Annotated in this window: 12 protein-coding genes and 1 pseudogene; 7 read left to right on the top strand and 6 right to left on the bottom strand. The window is 59.1% G+C overall.

Features of this window, described 5'->3' with window-relative positions; translation table 11 throughout:
• Nucleotides 1–25: 25 nt before the first annotated feature.
• Nucleotides 26–886 (top strand): c-type cytochrome, encoded by an 861-nt coding sequence (locus tag MAIT1_RS18915; protein ID WP_085446222.1) that lies wholly within the window; start codon nt 26–28, stop codon nt 884–886.
• Between the two features lie 30 nt (nt 887–916).
• A complete protein-coding gene (gene smpB, locus MAIT1_RS18910; RefSeq protein ID WP_085446221.1) occupies nt 917–1,375 on the top strand; it encodes an SsrA-binding protein SmpB in 459 nt (152 codons plus the stop codon).
• Nucleotides 1,376–2,060: 685 nt separating this feature from the next.
• On the opposite strand, the gene MAIT1_RS18905 is transcribed toward smpB, so the two are convergent.
• From MAIT1_RS18905 to MAIT1_RS18895, 3 genes are all read right to left on the bottom strand, one after another.
• Complete coding sequence (locus MAIT1_RS18905) at nt 2,061–2,393, bottom strand: hypothetical protein (RefSeq protein ID WP_198947959.1); 333 nt, start codon at nt 2,391–2,393, stop codon at nt 2,061–2,063.
• A 95-nt stretch (nt 2,394–2,488) separates the two neighbouring features.
• On the bottom strand, nt 2,489–5,551 hold the full coding sequence (locus MAIT1_RS18900) for a PAS domain-containing protein (RefSeq protein ID WP_085446220.1): 3,063 nt from the start codon (nt 5,549–5,551) through the stop codon (nt 2,489–2,491).
• Between the two features lie 3 nt (nt 5,552–5,554).
• A complete protein-coding gene (locus MAIT1_RS18895; protein ID WP_198947958.1) occupies nt 5,555–6,580 on the bottom strand; it encodes a substrate-binding domain-containing protein in 1,026 nt (341 codons plus the stop codon).
• A 397-nt stretch (nt 6,581–6,977) separates the two neighbouring features.
• Between MAIT1_RS18895 and MAIT1_RS18890 the strand changes: the two genes are divergently transcribed.
• On the top strand, nt 6,978–8,840 hold the full coding sequence (locus tag MAIT1_RS18890) for a PocR ligand-binding domain-containing protein (protein WP_085446219.1): 1,863 nt from the start codon (nt 6,978–6,980) through the stop codon (nt 8,838–8,840).
• Between the two features lie 925 nt (nt 8,841–9,765).
• Nucleotides 9,766–10,197, top strand: a complete 432-nt coding sequence (locus tag MAIT1_RS18885) for a hypothetical protein (RefSeq protein WP_085446218.1) — start codon at nt 9,766–9,768, stop codon at nt 10,195–10,197.
• A gap of 485 nt (nt 10,198–10,682) precedes the next feature.
• Here MAIT1_RS18885 and MAIT1_RS18880 read toward each other — a convergent pair whose 3' ends face one another.
• The 3 genes from MAIT1_RS18880 to istA (MAIT1_RS18870) form a co-directional block, all read right to left on the bottom strand.
• Complete coding sequence (locus MAIT1_RS18880; RefSeq protein WP_158089621.1) at nt 10,683–11,240, bottom strand: tetratricopeptide repeat protein; 558 nt, start codon at nt 11,238–11,240, stop codon at nt 10,683–10,685.
• 227 nt (nt 11,241–11,467) lie between these two features.
• Nucleotides 11,468–12,268, bottom strand: coding sequence for an IS21-like element helper ATPase IstB (gene istB / locus MAIT1_RS18875; RefSeq protein ID WP_085440234.1), 801 nt, complete (start codon nt 12,266–12,268; stop codon nt 11,468–11,470).
• Nucleotides 12,265–13,764 (bottom strand): IS21 family transposase, encoded by a 1,500-nt coding sequence (gene istA, locus MAIT1_RS18870; protein WP_143814765.1) that lies wholly within the window; start codon nt 13,762–13,764, stop codon nt 12,265–12,267. The genes istB (MAIT1_RS18875) and istA (MAIT1_RS18870) overlap by 4 nt, the downstream gene beginning before the upstream one ends.
• A gap of 642 nt (nt 13,765–14,406) precedes the next feature.
• On the opposite strand from istA (MAIT1_RS18870), the gene MAIT1_RS18865 reads away from it, so the two are divergent.
• The 3 genes and pseudogenes from MAIT1_RS18865 (at nt 14,407) to istB (MAIT1_RS18855) (ending at nt 17,904) form a co-directional block, all read left to right on the top strand.
• Nucleotides 14,407–15,501, top strand: a complete 1,095-nt coding sequence (locus tag MAIT1_RS18865; protein ID WP_143814961.1) for a hypothetical protein — start codon at nt 14,407–14,409, stop codon at nt 15,499–15,501.
• Between the two features lie 106 nt (nt 15,502–15,607).
• Nucleotides 15,608–17,107 carry an IS21 family transposase gene (gene istA, locus MAIT1_RS18860; RefSeq protein ID WP_143814765.1) on the top strand — a complete coding sequence of 500 codons (1,500 nt, stop codon included), beginning with the start codon at nt 15,608–15,610 and terminating at the stop codon, nt 17,105–17,107.
• Nucleotides 17,104–17,904, top strand: a pseudogene (istB, locus tag MAIT1_RS18855) (IS21-like element helper ATPase IstB). Before istA (MAIT1_RS18860) ends, istB (MAIT1_RS18855) begins: the two are co-directional and overlap by 4 nt.
• Nucleotides 17,905–18,071: the final 167 nt, after the last annotated feature.

Raw genomic sequence — 18,071 nt, 5'->3', positions numbered from 1 at the left:
GGGCGCGTGAGGACGGGCGTGCCCTATGAACCAGGATCGCGACATCCTCACGGTGATCGTGGCCATCGTGCTGCTCTCGGCGCTGGCGCTGGGCTTCGGCGCCATCAAGGAGCAGTGGCGCCAGCAGGCCCCGGAGATGGTCAGCGGTCCGCCGCCAGCCTATGATGATCGCGGTCGCGCCTTGGCGCAGAAGTGCGCCGCCTGTCACGATCTGACCTCGGCGCGGGCGGTGCGGCCCTCCGGCCCGCCGCTGTGGGGGGTGGTGGACGCGCTGGCGGGGGGCTCGCGCTATGCCCATTCGCGCGCGTTTCGCGACGTCACCGGCGCCGAGTGCCTGATCTGGAGTCGGGACAATCTGGATCGTTATCTGCGCAATCCCAACGAGGTGTTGCCGGGGGGGGCGTCGGGCTTTGCGGGGTTGAGCAACCCGGAGGAGCGCGCGGCGCTGCTGGACTATCTGATGACCCTGCGCGACGAGCCGTCGCCGGTGGATCGCTCCTTGGCGCCGGACAATTACGATACTGTCTACAAGTCGTTGCGCGATAAGCGCGGGCGTTTGGGCAAGGAGTGGCGCCTGGTGGGCAAACGTGAGGCGCAGAAGTGCCAGGGGTGCCACGATTTGAGCCGCAAGAGCCGCGAGCTGTTGGCGCCGCCGTTGTGGCGCATGGTGGGGCGCGCGGCGGGTAAGGCGCGGGGGTTCTGCTACTCCCCGGCATTCCAGGCGGAGCTGAAACATCGCGGCGGCTGGCGTTGGGACGAGCGCGAACTCTACCGTTTCCTGTATAATCCTCAAGGGAGCATGCCGGGCACGCGCATGCTGTTCCGCGGCGTGCGCGACGATGCGGCGCGCATGGCGCTGATCGCCTATTTGAAAACCTTGCGCTAGGCCAAATGGCCGCGCTGAAAAGAGCTGCAGATGTCCATTCTCGTCATCGCCGAGAACCGCAAAGCGCGGTTCAACTATGAAATTCTCGACACCTTCGAGGCGGGCGTGCAGTTGCTCGGCACCGAGGTTAAGTCGGTCCGCAACGGCAAAATCAATATCGGCGACTCCTACTGCCTGGTGCGCAACAACGAGGCGTGGTGGATGAATGGCCACATTCCCGCCTACAGCCATGGCGGCTACGTCAATCACGAGCCGTTTCGCACCCGCAAACTGCTGCTGCATGGCTATGAGATCAAGCGCTTGGTGGGGTTGATTCAGGAGAAGGGTCTGACCCTGGTGCCGCTCAAGTGCTACTGGAAGGGCTCCAAGCTGAAGCTGGAGTTTGGCGTGGGGCGCGGCAAGAAGATGCACGACAAACGCGCCACCACCAAGGAGCGCGACTGGAAGCGCGAGCAGGGGCGCATCATGAAGGGCGGCTCCCACGATTGAGCGCAAGCGCTGTGACTGCTCGATATAGACTCAGTCAAATGCAGAATTGAACAGTGGCGGTTTTGGCGATGGAAGATATCGAGGGCTATGCCCTCGAGCTCCCAAGGTCAAAATCCAAACCGTGGGCGCCGCCCACACCCGCTGGGGGCGCGGCCCCCAGACGATTTGGCAGGATTGCCAAATCGGACTCGCACAACGAGCCCGAAGGGTGAGGGCCATGGATGGCCCGAATCACCCCGCCGCTGACCAGTCGGCGGCCAATATAGTCGCTAGCATTCAAAAGTGCACATATGGGCGCTGAAAGATATCGAGGGCTCCACCCTCGAGCTCCCAACATCAAAATCCAAACCGTGGGCGCTGCCCACACCCGCTTAAGGGTCTCAGACCCTTAAGAATCCCGCCAAATGTCTATTGGAAATTTGTCCCATAGTCAGCGCAAGACCAACCAGTGTCACGCAAACATTGAGCGCTTTGGATTTGTGTCATTCTGGATTCAAGCGGCTATAGTCAGCGCAAGCCGGGCCTACGTCACGCAAGCATTGGCTGTTCTGTGCAATTTTGGTTTCGCATAGCGATATCAGCAAAGACGTTCGGAATCGCCCAGGCACAAAAAAACCCCGACGGAAGCGTCGGGGTTTTTGCGTTGTATCCCACGTGTCAGGCGATGCGAGCGGCGCCGTTCAGTTCAGGGCTTGGGATTCACGGCTCCCTTCAGCCCCAGCGAACTGGGCGGCGCCATCCAGCGACGCATGCGTTCGATGAAGCGGCCGCGATTGGGCGGAACCGGACGTTCAGCCAGCAGCATCACCGCCGCGCCCATCTGCACCGAGGCGAAGGTGAGGCCGAGGAAGAAGGTGAGAATCACCTGCGCCAAGCCGCCGTTTTCTGCGCCGGAGAGCAGTTTGCCCAGTTGATCCACATCCCACAGGATCAAACACTGCACCGCCACAAAGGCCAGCACAAAGCCGGTAACAGCGTGGGTGATGAGAAAACGCACCAATTTGGGCAGCTTTTGCATAGCCTGATCTCCCGCGTTATGTTGAATGCCGTCGGCCATTGTGGCGGAAACCAGGTTGTGTCGTCAAGCGCCATGCCCTGGCCCATGGGCCTGAGTCAGGCGTCCTTCCGCTCGGTATGATCTTCAATAGCCCGCAGCAGCGTCTTCTTTTTCACCGGTTTGGCGACGTGGTCGTCACATCCTGCATGCAAAATTTGTTGTATTTCATTGGCCATGGCGTAGGCGGTGAGCGCCAGGATCGGCGTGGGGTCGCGCGTCTGCTCCTTCTCCCAGGCGCGAATGGCGCGCGTGGCCGCCAGGCCATCCATCTGCGGCATCTGCACATCCATCAACACCAGATCAAACGTCGCCTGTTGGAACAACTCCACCGCTTCAACGCCATTTTCGGCGAAGGTGAGTTGGTGTCCTCCGTCCCGGAGATAGGCCTCCACCAGGAGGCGGTTGTCGGCGGAGTCCTCCGCCACCAAGAGGCGCAATGAGCGCGTCGGGGAGTGGTCGCCGTCGTGGTCAGCGGCGTGGTGCGGCGCGGGCGCGCTGGGCAGATCAATGGTGAATTCGAACAGGCTGCCCTGCTCTGGTTCGCTCTCAACCCGAATGGCGCCGCCCATCAGATTGACCAGGCGTTGGGAGATGGTGAGCCCCAGGCCGGTGCCGCCAAAGCGCCGCGAAGTGGTGACATCCTCCTGGCTGAAACTGTCGAAGATCGACTCCAGCCGGTGCGGCGCGATGCCGATGCCGGTGTCCCGCACGCCCAGGTGGATGCGGTCTGTTGACGCAGGATTGGCCTGGAGGGTGACGCGCCCGTGTTCGGTGAATTTGATGGCGTTGCTCAGAAGGTTCACCAGCACCTGACGCAAGCGCAGGGCGTCGCCGCGCACCCAGCGCGGGGTCTGCGGCGCCAGCTCGGCGCGCAGGCGCAACTCTTTCTCCCCTGCGTGCGCCTCCATCATCTCCATCACGCCATCAATCAACTCATGCAGATCAAACACGGCGGACTCCAACTCAATGCGTCCCGCCTCAATCTTCGACAGGTCCAGAATATCATTGATGATGGACATCAACGTCTCGCCGGCGCTGTGGGCGATCTGCAGATAGCGCCGCGTCTCCGAGTGCAACTCCTGCTCCCGCTCCAGGGCCAACTCGCTCATGCCCAGCACAGCGTTCATGGGGGTGCGGATCTCATGGCTCATATTGGCCAGAAACTCGCTCTTGGCGCGGTTGGCCACCTCCGCCTCCTCCTTGGCGGCCACCAACGCCGCTTCGGCGCTCTTAAGGCGGGTGATGTCGATGTGAGTGCCCGCCATCCACAGCGGTTTGCCGTCATCGCTCCAGGAGACCACTGCGCCGCGGTCGAGAACCCACACCCAGTGGCCCGACTTGTGGCGCATGCGCGCTTCGCACTCGTAGTATTGACTCTCTCGCTTGAACAGACGTTGCAACTGGGCGTCAGAGTGTTTCAGATCATCCGGGTGGACCAGGTTGAGCCAGGTGTCGATGCTCACCGGCTCCAACTCTTCGAGGGTGTAGCCCACAATCTCCGCCCAGCGGGCGTTGAAAATGGTCTTGCCGCTCTGCACATTCCACTCCCACGAACCCGCCTGAGTGCCCTGCAGGATGTTCTCCAGGCGCTGCCGGGCGAACGCCAGCGCCTCTTCGGCTTCCTTGCGCTGGGTGATGTCGTGAACAATGACAAACAGCGTCTTGCCGCTGCTGGAGTGGATCGGGGTGGCGTAGAACTCCACCTGACGCAGCTCTCCGGAAGCAATGCGGTGAGTGAAGTGGAAGTAGTCGCGCTCCCCTTGCAGAATCAACTGGCAGACGCGCTGCATGTCGGGCTCGGGATTCACTGTGAGCGCATCCAGCGGCAGGTTGATCAGCTCCTTCTGGCCAAAGCCGTAGAAGCGCTGGGCGGCGTCGTTGGCGTTGACGATCTTGCCGGAGCTGGGCTCCACCAGCAGCATCACCGACTTGTTCTTTTCAAAGAAGGTGCGGAAGCGCGCCTCACTGGCTTTGAGTTGCCCCTCCAGGCGTTTGGCGGCGTCGATATCGCTATGGGCGCCCGCCATCTCCACCGGCTGGCCATGTTTGTCCCAGCGCGAGGCTTTGCCGCGCGCCAGAACCCACTTCCAGCGACCCGACTTGGCGCGCATCTGATAGGCGCACTCATAGTCGCTGGCGTGGCCGTGGAGATAGGCGTCCAATTTTTTCAGCACCTGCTGCTGCTGGTCCGGGTGGATCAGTTGGCGCCACTGGGCAAAGGCGCTGGGGGCCTCTTGCAGCGTGTAGCCCAGCATGGCGCACCAGCGCTCATCCACCTGCGTGCGATCGGTGGCGATATCCCAATGCCAACCGCCGTCGCCACTGCCCTTCAGCACCAGCTCCAGTTGGTTCTTGGCGCCATGCAATTCGGCGCGGGAGTCGCGGATCAGATCCAACACGCGGTTGATGGCGCCGATGACGGACACCACCTCGCGCGGGCCGATGGGTTCGATATTACTGCGCGGGATGCCATCGGCGTCACTATGCTCCATGGCGTGGGCAATATGCTGAATCGGCTGGATGATCTGCAGATGGAATAGCAGAAAGATGCCCACAAACAGCAGCAGCGAGATGATCAGCACGCTGAGTACGTCCGCGGTGAGAATGGCGCGCAGAGTTTTGTTCAGGTCACGGTCGGAGAAGTAGATGGTCACACGACCGATGGGGACGCCGTCGGCGTCGAGAATGGGTTTGGTCTCGCTAAAATAACTCGTTTGAAGGAGCCTCTTATGCGTGGAATTATTGGCCTCAAAGTCGATGATGCGCCAATCGGCGTCACGGATTTTGCCGCTGACGTATTCGGCTTGTCCCGCCACCTCCGCCATCAATCTATTGTTCACCACGATGGCGAAATTGTTCTCCCGATCCATTTCGTTATGCAGCAGCTTTTCATAGGCGAAGATGGAATAGGATTCGATCAGGTCGGCCAGATTGCGCTCCAATAACTGTACGCTGCGGGTGGCGCTGGCGTGCATGCGGTGTTGGATGTCCGTTTTGGCGGTTTGATAGTGATGCAGGGCGTGGGCGCTCATGGCCAGCGATACGCACACAATCACCGTGACGCCGATGACGACGTAGATGGATTGCTTGGCAATCAGCCGTTTCAGCCATGTGTTCATGACTCATCCACCCTCATTCAACCCCAACACGTTGCGGCGGATAATGGGCAGTTTTTCGGCGATATTGTTGGCGGAGATGGCGAGAATCGGCAGCTGGATCTCGCGGGGGACGCGCTGTCCAAGCAGGTGGCGATGCAGCGTGCTGACCGCTTTTTCGCCCATCAGGAACGGCTGCTGCATGGCGGCGCCCACCAGCGCGCCTTGGGGGATCAGCTGCAGAAACTCCGGTTCGGCGTCGAACGTCAGCAGCAGGATCTGGCCGGTTTTGCCGCTATCGTCGATGGCGTCCAGGGCGGCTTGATAGCGATCCGACCCTTGTAGCCACAGTGCGCGCATCTCCGGGTGTTCGGCGATCAGCGCGCGGGCGTGTTTGTAGGTTTCGTCGCGGGAGAAGTCGACCTGTTGGCGCAATCCGGCCCCGCGCACGCCATTTTCACTCAATGCTTTCATGAAGCCGCGCGTGCGCGCCTGACCATTCTCGCGCTTCTGCGGAATGGCGATGATGCCCACCGAGCCATCCATCCAATTGAGTTCGCGCAGTCGCTCCACCAACACCAGGCCAATTTCATAGGCGCCCTGGCGGTTGTCCGAGGAGATGTAGGAGACGTAGTGGCCGTCGTCGGCGCCGATATCGGCGATGATCACCGGAACCCCCGCTTTGGCGGCCATTTTGAGAATGGTTGCGCCTGCGGCGGAGTTGGTGGGGGAGGCAATGAGGCCGACAATATCGGATTTTAGCGCCGTCACGGCGTGCTGCAGTTCGTTGCGGGCGTCGTTTTCGGCGCTCATGACGGTGACCTGATAGCCCAACGCCTTGGCGCTGTGCTCAATGCCGCGGGCCATGATGCGCCAGAAGGGAATGCGCAGGTCGGAGACCAGGTAGGCCAGTTTGGGGGCGGCCGCAGTGGGGCTGGCGTGAGCAGGGGCGGGCTCCTGCGCCCTGGCGGCGGTGGCCAGCGTCATCAGAATACAGAGCAGGCCAATGAGCGGCGTGCGGCGGATCCAGGAATGAGTCGTAGCGCTTTTCATGGCTCCTCCAGGGCGTTGATGCGCTTTCAGCGGCGCATGGTTCTGCGTCGGAACTGGGTGAAAGCACAACAAAAATATGTGAACAGTGTCTCCATTATAGGCGATTGAAAAAATAAATGGCGGGTTAATGCAGAATGGAGATGACGGTTTTTCGTCGCCTCTCTATTTGTGCGGTCCGCTTGCAGCGCATGATGGCGCGCGCGTTCAGGCGCGACGGAATCCGTTGAACGGAGAGAGGACTATCGCCAAAATATTTTGTACTCTTTGTCGGGCTACAAAAGGCTGTGCATGCGAATCCGGGGCGTGCAGGCGAGGCGTTGGTTTGCGCGCGTGGGCGGCGTCGCCTTGCGGTGGAAGAGGTGTGTGTCGGCTGTGGTTGTATTGAAAAGAGGGCGGTGTGAAATACGCGTTCACTGAGATTTTTGATATTCCTGTTCTGACGCGGATTTGCGAGGGGTTTACGCGCATGACCGGCTCCACCACCGCGCTGCTCAGTCTGGATGGCCATGTGCATATCGCCACCGGCTGGCAGCCGGTGTGTATGCAGTTCCACCGCGTCAATCCCGGCACGGCGCAGCGCTGCACCGAGAGCGACACCATCCTGGCCGGGCAACTGAAAGAGGGCAATCAGTATAACGTTTATCAATGCAAAAACGGGCTGGTGGACGTGGCCGCGCCAATTCGCGTGCGCGGTGAGCACATGGCGAATTTCTTCATCGGGCAGTTCTTGTTTCAAGCGCCGGATACCGACTATTTCCATCAGCAGGCGCGCCAGTTCGGGCTTGATGAACCCGCCTATTTTGAGGCGTTGAGCCAAGTGCCCATCATCAGCCGGGAGGAGGTGAAACGGCGCATGGCGTTTTTGGTCGAACTGACCGAAGTGATCGCCCAGATGGGGGTGAGCAAGCTCGATGCGCTGATGTTCGAAGAGAAGTATCGCGCCGAGCTGGAAAAGCAGGTGCAGGACCGCACCCGTGAGCTACAGCGCAATGTGCAGGAATTGAACACGCTACAAGAGAAGCTCTCCGAGCAGTTGGACAGTCGGGAGGCGCTCAATTCGGAACTGCGGCGGGCCAAGGAGCGCGCCGATGCCTCCAACCGCGCCAAATCGGAGTTCCTGGCCAATATGAGCCACGAAATCCGCACCCCGCTCAACACCATCATGGGCATGGGCGAGTTGCTGCTGGAAGAGACGCAATCCACCCAGTGCCGTGATCATCTGATGGTGATGCACAGCGCCGGCGAAGCGTTGATGTCCTTGATTAATGACATTCTGGATCTGTCCAAGATCGAAGCGGGACAGTTGGCGCTGGAGCAGTGCGCGTTCGACCTCTACGAGTTGGGCGTCACGACCCTGAAGATCTTTCAATTCAAGTCGGAACAGGAGCGCGTGGTGGCGCTGGATTTCTATTATGACCCCGAGCTGCCGCAGTTTGTGGTGGGGGACCGGCAACGCATTCGGCAAGTGCTGATCAATTTGCTCGGCAACGCCCGAAAATTCACCCGCAGCGGCGGCGTCTGGATGGGGCTGAGCGCAGTGGCGGATGAGCGCGTCCTGTTTGAGGTGGTGGATACCGGCATCGGCATCGCCGTTGACAAGATGGAGCGGATTTTCCGCCCGTTCGAGCAGGCGGACAATTCGGTGGCGCGACAGTATGGCGGCACGGGGTTGGGACTCTCCATCAGCCGCCGCTTGGTGGAGGCTCTGGGCGGGATGCTGCGCGCCGAGAGCGAAGAGGGGCGGGGCAGCGTGTTTTCGTTCAGTATTCCCTTGCGCGCGGCGACGCATCAGGAGGTGGAGGGGCTGCAACGGGAGTTTGTGGAGCAGGGGGGCGGCTTGGTCAGCGAGCAGAGCGCTCCTCCGCAGCCACAAGGGTCTCCTCAGAGGGGCCGTCGTGTGCTGGTGGTGGATGATTCCGCAGACAATCGCAAATTGATCAGCGCATTTCTCGCTCGCACACAGCATGTGTTGGACTTGGCGGCCAATGGTCAGGAGGCGCTCAACATGTGGGCGGACAACCGCTATGACATTATCTTTATGGATGTGCAGATGCCGGTGATGGATGGCCTGACCGCGGTGCAGGAGATTCGGCGGATGGAGCGTGATCGCAACCGCGCGCCCACGCCCATTGTCGCCCTGACCGCCCACGCGATGCAGGAGGATGAGCGCAAGTCTCTGGCTGCAGGGTGTGATTTCCACATGACCAAGCCGGTCAAAAAGAATCTCTTGCTGGAGGTCATCCAGCTTCACGGAGTTTAGCCGACGAGCTTTGCTCCGTCGCAACGCGTTGGCCTGTTTCCGCTCCAGTGTCTCTTTTTTCTTTGGCTCACGCTCTATAGCCGCTTGAATCCAGAATGACACAAATCCAAAGCGCTCAATGTTTGCGTGACACTGGTTGGTCTTGCGCTGACTATTGGGACAAATTTCCAATGGAAATTTGGCGGGATTCTTAAGGGTCTGAGACCCTTAAGCGGGTGTGGGCAGCGCCCACGATTCGGCAGGATGGCCCGAATCACGGTTTGGATTTTGATGTTGGCAACTGGAGGGCGGAGCCCTCGATATCTTTCAGCGCCCATATGTGCACTTTTGAATGCTAGCGACTATATTCCTCTTACCTGCTTCGTTCAGTCTCTCCCTTGCATGCTCTGTGGGCGCCTTTGCGCGCGCTCACGAAAACAATGACTCTCCATTGAATCGATTCAGCATGGGCCTTGCTCAGAACGCCTTTGCGCCCTCTTGTCCTGGGCGACTGCTTGTGGGCGTCAGCGGTAAAGTCAGGAGCCGTTTTCCCGGGCAGCGTATTGTTGTTGGGGGGAAAGTTATTGTTTTGTTGGCATAAAATCAGCTTTTGTCCGCTTGGGTTAACGCCTGTGGATATTGATGGTCAACAATAATGATAGGCTTCACAAATTGAGAAACTTCTGCTAATAGTCTACAAGGTGGGAAAAGGTTTCTGCGTCTAGAGATGCTCAGATTCCCTCCTCTTGCTGACCTCTTGATCGTGCGTGCAAATTGTAGCCGCAGCCGGCGTATGGGCCAGGGTGGTCGGGCAAACTGAAGAGCCATACGGGTTTCCGTCAGGCGGTGATGTCATTTGTTTGAAATGGCTCCAAGCGCACAGCGCGACTTGCCAATCAGGGAAGGGCCTGGAAGGTTAAATGGCTGAAATTGGGGGTTAAGAATCATGAAGATTCTGGTTTCAGTACGCTCGCAAAAAGCGACGTACAATTTTTATTTATCTAAAAATTCCGTCATCACTGTGTTGTTTGTGCTGTTGTGTGGGGTTCTGGGCTGCTTCTTCTCTACAGCCATCTACCTCTATATGATCGGCGATGGCTTCCCGCTGCAGTTGTGTCAACTTGTCTACGTCAACGAGGCGGAATCGTTCTACCTGCCTTACGTCAAGGAAGCGCCCTTCCTGCAGATTCCGTTTGGGGCCGAGGCGGCGTGTTATATCGATTCGGCGTCCAATGACACCGTGCTGTTCATGCAAGTGATGTTTCTGCTGTTTGCCGGCTTGGCCTATACGCTGATCTGCTGTTATCCGGCGCTGCGCAGAGGCATGCAGTCGCGGATGCATGACGATCTGCATGAGAACGCCCACGAGAATATCTGATTACGCACTCTGCTGGACCGCTTGTCTGACGCGTTCTACTGCGTTGTCGCCGTTAAGCGCGCTTTTGGCGCGTACTCTCCCACCGCTCCATCCCTGGAAATCTCGCCTCATCCTCCCGCAGCGCTCCGGTTGCGTTCGATTGTCTCTGCCCGCTGTACGCTGTTTTTACCCGGCTGTTTTGAAGATCAAATGCAAACAGCGTTTGGCGCATTGTGTCGAGGCGTGCCGATTGGCTGTCACTGAGGGGCTCTATAGTCGCTTGAATTCAGAATGATACATATCCAAACACGCAATGTTTGCGTGACGTCGGCCCGGCTTGCTCTGACTATAGGCCGCCGACTGGTCGGCGGCGGGGGCTGGGGGCCGCTGCCCCCAGCGGGGTTTGGGGCAGAGCCCCAAGGTGTGGCTGTTGATCTTGGGAGCTGGAGGGCGGAGCCCTCGATATCTTCCAGCGCCCATATGTTCACTTTTGGATGCTAGCGACTCTATTGCGGCGACTTGGCGTTGGTGGGAAGCTTGGTCAGATTGTGTTGGGCGCCCGCATGCCCGTTGGCTATGGCCGCACGATAGAGGCGTTCCGCCAGCGACAGATCGATCTGACCGCCCAGACCCAAATGGTGCATCAGCCCCAGATCGTTTTGCGCATCGGCCAGCCCCTCTTTGGCGGCCAGCGCAAACCAGCGGCGCGCTGCGATATAATCCTGTTCAACGCCCAGACCGCGTAAGCGGCATACCCCCAGACGATAGGCCGCCAGGCCAAAGCCCTTGCGCGCTAGGCGGCGGTAAGTCTGCAGATCCACAAACGCATCCGGGTTGACTGCGGCGTCAAGCGCGTTGCAATCGCCCAGGCTCAAGCCCGCCAGCAGGTCGCCATGCCCCTTGGCGCTGTCAATCAGGCGCAAGCCAGCCTCGTGATCCGCTGTCTTGCCCCACCCCGCATGGCGCATCAGCCCCAGGATATGCTCGGCGCGGGCGTCGCCCCCTTGTGCGGCGGCTTGCATCCAGCGCTGAGTGTCAATGGCGCCCGAAAAATGCAGCACCATGGCGCCGCAATAATGCATCACTTGGGCATTGGTTGGGCGCGTAGCGCACAACGGGGTTTGCCGTTTTCCTTTGTCTTTAAAAAAACGAACAAAAACATCTTTTCAACACACTTGAGATTCAGAATGAGGGAGAGGCGGCAGACCTGTGGGAAACGTGTTTTCGTTTTCCACAGGGATAGCGGAGCGTCCGCCTCTCCCGGAGCCGCAAGTGGGCAGGATCGCCAGTTTCAGGAAGGGTCGGTTTTGCTATTTGAGCAGGAAGCTTTTGTTTCTGCAGCGCGCTTTTGCCGTTTGCTTTGATTCAGTCGATAGCTTTCGCCGTTCATCTCCAGGATGTGGACATGATGGGTCAACCGATCCAGCAGGGCGCCGGTGAGGCGCTCGGAGCCGAAGACCTCCGTCCACTCCTCGAACGGCAGGTTGCTGGTCACCATCACTGAACCCTGCTCATAGCGCTGGCTGATCACCTCAAAGAGCAGCTCAGCCCCCGTTTTGGAGAGTGGGACGAAGCCCAATTCGTCGATGATCAACAGCTTGTGTTTACTCAACTGACTCTGGAAACGCTGCAGCTGCTTTTCGTCGCGCGCCTCCATCAACTGGTGTACCAGCGACGCGGCAGTGGTGAAGCCAACCGCCAACCCCTGCTGACAGGCGGCCAGGCCCAATCCCAACGCAATATGGGTTTTCCCGGTTCCGCTGTTGCCCAAGGCGATGATATTGGCTCGGCGCTGAATGTATTCGCAACGCGCCAGCTCCATCACCAGAACCTTGTTCAATGAGGGCATGGCCAGGAAATCAAAGGAGTCCAGGCTCTTGATGGTGGGAAACCGGGCTTGTTTGATACGTCGCTCCACCATGCGCCGCTCCCGCTCAATCAACTCCAGTTCGCTCAGTCGCAGCAGGTATCGGCTATGATCAACGCCTTCCGCCGCGCACTGTTTGGCGATCTTTTCATATTCTCGATAAAATGTGGGCAGTTTGAGCGCTTTGAGGTGGTGCGCCAGGAGGATCTGCGGAGAGTCGTTCATGGTTGCTCTCCTGACGTCAACGCGGCGTAATCCCTGGCGGATGTACGCGCCACATGCACTTCGGGCAAAAAGGGATATCGGGACAGATCCAAACGGAGCGGACGTTGTTCAATGTGCCGGATCAGCAGATGTTTGACCGCCTCAAAGCCAATGGCGCCCAACTTCAACGCCTGTTGCACGGCAAAATGGACCTGTTCAAAGGAGAACGTCTCCAATAGGCGCAGAACCTGAATATATTCCCGCTTGCCCTTTTTACCCAGGCGGGACTCCATCAGACGGCGCAAGGTGGCGAACTCATCTGGCAGTTCCCATCCTTGCAACGGGGCGGCTTGATCCAGCGCCCTGGGTTTCTCCTCCAGCAGCGCCAGATAGTGCAAGGGGTCATAGATGGCGTCCTCACGCGCATAGGAGCGTGGATGCCGGGCAATCACCTCAGCGCCACAGGCGATCACCACTTCGTGGATGTAGCCCCGCACCTGCACATCGTGAAAGCCATAACGCACCGGAACCGAATAGTCATTGGTTCGATAGCGCACCAGCGCCTGGGATGTGACCTTGGCGCTCACCTTCTCGCAAGCGTCGTAGGGAATTGGCGGCAGCGGCAGGAACGCCGCCTGGTCTGTGGAAAATCGTTCTCCGATACTCCGCTGACAGCCTCGCAATGTCTGTTGACGACGCTCCAGGCATTTCTGGCGCAGGTGAGCGTTGAGCGCATCAAACGATTCAAAGCGGGGAGCCGGGACCATGAAGTTGCGTCGGGCGTAGCCGACCAGCCCCTCGACCTTGCCTTTGTCGTTACCTCGCGCCGGGCGGCCAAAGCGGCTATCGAACAGGTAATGGGATTGCAGCCGGATCATCTCTTCGGTCAGATCTCGGCGACCATCCCGGTAAACTTTGACCACGGCGATGCTGGTGTTGTCGTACAGAATGCTTTGGGGAACGCCGCCGAAGTGATCACAGGCGGCGTTATGCCCCGCACAAAACGCTTCCGTGGTTTCCGCGGGGAAGCCCATAACGAAGCTGTCGTCGCTGTAGGGCAGACTCATACAGAAAAAGTGGATCTTGCGCTCCACGCCGCCGATCACGCCGTGCGTTTGCCCAAAGTCCACCTGGGCGTGTCCGGGCGCATGGCTGAGGGGAACAAACTTCTCTTTCAGATGCAGACGCTTGCCGCGCACATACTCCTTGACCGCGCCATATTTCCCGTCGTAGCCGTATTCATCGCACAGCCGTTCATATATCCGCTGCGCGGTGTGGCGCTCCTTCTTGATCTTCTCCAGATCGTTCTTGAGAATCTGATCTATGAACCCGGTGAACGGCCCCAGTTTGGGCAATCGGACCGGCTTGCTCCGCTGGTAGCCTGGCGGCTCAGGGTTCTCCATCATTTTGCGCACGGTGCGCGGATCCAGCTCAAAGGCCTCCGCCGCCTTGCGCTTGCTCATCCCGCCTCTGGTTACCGCCAAACGCACTTCTCTGTACATGCTCACTGAATACATCCTCCCACCCCCTGACCCGGAAACTCTATGACTGAGTTTTCTGAGTTAGAGAGCTTTTTCTGGTGTGGGATTTTTGGACCGCCATTTTTGGACGATCCAAGCTGTTTCAGTGATGCATTTTTACGGCGCCATTCTCACCTGCAAAAGTGTTTCTCTTGCTGTTCGTGAATATGTTATCGTTTGTCTAATAGTGGTTTCTGCGCACGCTTCTGTTTTGTTGAGAAGCCCATTTCAAAGCCGTAATTGCGCACAGTTGCCGGACGAAGTGAGAGGATTCTCCTTGCCGGTTTTTCGCTCAATGTAACAAAGCGGCTGATATCATGGCGCGATATACACAAAGCAGGTCCCCCCTCTTTCTGCGCAGCTTAAGCCTGGCGGGCTTCGCCTTGGGGGCTGCTGTGCGCTCCCTTGTCTGTTCAAGCGCAGAATTCTCGCGGCGCCGCAGGGGACGAAACCGGATTCGCGCCGCTTTGGTCATTTCAGCTCGATAACGACAAAACCTCTGCTGAACAATCGCCCCTGCTGCAGATTGGGCGTCCCAGCGCGCCGCCAAAACGGCGCGTCAATCTCGAGTGGGATGGGGCGGCCTCGGATGGCATACAACGGGTTCTTCTGCGTCGCGGCGACGCTGCTGAGGCGCCCGTGATCAAGCCGTCTCAACCTCAGACGCAGACGGCTGACGCATTCGCCCAAAGCGCCGAAGAGCGCGCCATTATCGATGCGTTATTACAAGAGATTGGCGACGCGCCAGCCGCTGCGGAAACGGAGCCGGGCAACGTTTCCGCGTCCGGGCAAGAGTCGCAGAGCGCGCCGCCGCCGCTGACAGAACAAGACGGGGAGGCGTCTCAAACGTTATCCGAGCCCGTCAAGGCCGGTGCGACGGAAGCCGTTGCGCAATCAGTCGATTCAGGCGTCATTGACGCGCCGAAGGAGGCGCAGGCTCAAACATCAACGCCGCTGCGCATGGATGAGCCGGTTGCTGAGGGTGAGACAACGACTGCCGTGATGGCGTCGGCCAATGTGGCCCAGTCACATGAGCGTCCGGCGCCGACGTCCGTCGCTGAGCAGCCTGCAGACGCCAGCCTCACGACGCACAATCCGCCCAAGATGGAATCAAGCGCACACACGCAGCCCAAGGAGCGTGTGGAACAGGTTGTGGCGGCGTCCGCCGAGGCGCCTGTCAGCGGCGGCAACTCTCTGCTGATGTTTGTGCTGATGGCCAGCGTGGCCGTCATGTTTCTGTTTACGCAGCAGGGCGGTGTGTTGCGTCGGCGTGCGTGGATTTTATGGCGACGGCGATATCGCCCCCATCTGCGCGCCAGTTGGGGCGGCTATGGAGAGTACACGCCAGCGGGGGAGGCGCCGCCGGATCCGCCGACCTTCTTGGCCAATGAGCGGCGTCGGCGTTGGAGTGATCGTGTGGCGCGCCATCAGGAAGCCGCGCCGCCTGCGTCTGTCGAGTCAGATGGCGCGCCCTCCATGGCGCAAACCGGACAGGTCCCCTCTGAGGCGGTGTCGCCAAGCGTCAGCGCAAACGCGCCGCGTCTGGCTACGCGTGAGACCGACAGCGCCGCTGCGCCAGAGCCCGCAGCCGTGACGTCGGCGGAGTCCGATGCGGTCAGCTCGCCAGAGCCGTCAGGCCATGTTCATCGGGAGGATGCGTTTCCGCATCATCACAATCCCTATTTCCTGACGCCTCCGTGTGGTGAGAATGGCGCCGTAAAAATGCATCACTGAAACAGCTTGGATCGTCCAAAAATGGCGGTCCAAAAATCCCACACCAGAAAAAGCTCTCTAACTCAGAAAACTCAGTCATAGAGTTTCCGGGTCAGGGGGTGGGAGGATGTATTCAGTGAGCATGTACAGAGAAGTGCGTTTGGCGGTAACCAGAGGCGGGATGAGCAAGCGCAAGGCGGCGGAGGCCTTTGAGCTGGATCCGCGCACGGTGCGCAAAATGATGGAGAACCCTGAGCCGCCAGGCTACCAGCGGAGCAAGCCGGTCAGATTGCCCAAACTGGGGCCGTTCACCGGGTTCATAGATCAGATTCTCAAGAACGATCTGGAGAAGATCAAGAAGGAGCGCCACACCGCGCAGCGGATATATGAACGGCTGTGCGATGAATACGGCTACGACGGGAAATATGGCGCGGTCAAGGAGTATGTGCGCGGCAAGCGTCTGCATCTGAAAGAGAAGTTTGTTCCCCTCAGCCATGCGCCCGGACACGCCCAGGTGGACTTTGGGCAAACGCACGGCGTGATCGGCGGCGTGGAGCGCAAGATCCACTTTTTCTGTATGAGTCTGCCCTACAGCGACGACAGCTTCGTTATGGGCTTCCCCGCGGAAACCACGGAAGCGTTTTGTGCGGGGCATAACGCCGCCTGTGATCACTTCGGCGGCGTTCCCCAAAGCATTCTGTACGACAACACCAGCATCGCCGTGGTCAAAGTTTACCGGGATGGTCGCCGAGATCTGACCGAAGAGATGATCCGGCTGCAATCCCATTACCTGTTCGATAGCCGCTTTGGCCGCCCGGCGCGAGGTAACGACAAAGGCAAGGTCGAGGGGCTGGTCGGCTACGCCCGACGCAACTTCATGGTCCCGGCTCCCCGCTTTGAATCGTTTGATGCGCTCAACGCTCACCTGCGCCAGAAATGCCTGGAGCGTCGTCAACAGACATTGCGAGGCTGTCAGCGGAGTATCGGAGAACGATTTTCCACAGACCAGGCGGCGTTCCTGCCGCTGCCGCCAATTCCCTACGACGCTTGCGAGAAGGTGAGCGCCAAGGTCACATCCCAGGCGCTGGTGCGCTATCGAACCAATGACTATTCGGTTCCGGTGCGTTATGGCTTTCACGATGTGCAGGTGCGGGGCTACATCCACGAAGTGGTGATCGCCTGTGGCGCTGAGGTGATTGCCCGGCATCCACGCTCCTATGCGCGTGAGGACGCCATCTATGACCCCTTGCACTATCTGGCGCTGCTGGAGGAGAAACCCAGGGCGCTGGATCAAGCCGCCCCGTTGCAAGGATGGGAACTGCCAGATGAGTTCGCCACCTTGCGCCGTCTGATGGAGTCCCGCCTGGGTAAAAAGGGCAAGCGGGAATATATTCAGGTTCTGCGCCTATTGGAGACGTTCTCCTTTGAACAGGTCCATTTTGCCGTGCAACAGGCGTTGAAGTTGGGCGCCATTGGCTTTGAGGCGGTCAAACATCTGCTGATCCGGCACATTGAACAACGTCCGCTCCGTTTGGATCTGTCCCGATATCCCTTTTTGCCCGAAGTGCATGTGGCGCGTACATCCGCCAGGGATTACGCCGCGTTGACGTCAGGAGAGCAACCATGAACGACTCTCCGCAGATCCTCCTGGCGCACCACCTCAAAGCGCTCAAACTGCCCACATTTTATCGAGAATATGAAAAGATCGCCAAACAGTGCGCGGCGGAAGGCGTTGATCATAGCCGATACCTGCTGCGACTGAGCGAACTGGAGTTGATTGAGCGGGAGCGGCGCATGGTGGAGCGACGTATCAAACAAGCCCGGTTTCCCACCATCAAGAGCCTGGACTCCTTTGATTTCCTGGCCATGCCCTCATTGAACAAGGTTCTGGTGATGGAGCTGGCGCGTTGCGAATACATTCAGCGCCGAGCCAATATCATCGCCTTGGGCAACAGCGGAACCGGGAAAACCCATATTGCGTTGGGATTGGGCCTGGCCGCCTGTCAGCAGGGGTTGGCGGTTGGCTTCACCACTGCCGCGTCGCTGGTACACCAGTTGATGGAGGCGCGCGACGAAAAGCAGCTGCAGCGTTTCCAGAGTCAGTTGAGTAAACACAAGCTGTTGATCATCGACGAATAGGGCTTCGTCCCACTCTCCAAAACGGGGGCTGAGCTGCTCTTTGAGGTGATCAGCCAGCGCTATGAGCAGGGTTCAGTGATGGTGACCAGCAACCTGCCGTTCGAGGAGTGGACGGAGGTCTTCGGCTCCGAGCGCCTCACCGGCGCCCTGCTGGATCGGTTGACCCATCATGTCCACATCCTGGAGATGAACGGCGAAAGCTATCGACTGAATCAAAGCAAACGGCAAAAGCGCGCTGCAGAAACAAAAGCTTCCTGCTCAAATAGCAAAACCGACCCTTCCTGAAACTGGCGATCCTGCCCACTTGCGGCTCCGGGAGAGGCGGACGCTCCGCTATCCCTGTGGAAAACGAAAACACGTTTCCCACAGGTCTGCCGCCTCTCCCTCATTCTGAATCTCAAGTGTGTTGAAAAGATGTTTTTGTTCGTTTTTTTAAAGACAAAGGAAAACGG

Origin of the sequence: Magnetofaba australis IT-1 (assembly GCF_002109495.1) — a bacterium.
In the GTDB taxonomy this organism is placed as follows: Bacteria; Pseudomonadota; Magnetococcia; order Magnetococcales; family Magnetococcaceae; genus Magnetofaba; species Magnetofaba australis.
Note: the sequence above shows the minus strand (reverse complement) of the source record. Positions and strands in the feature narration are given on the sequence as shown.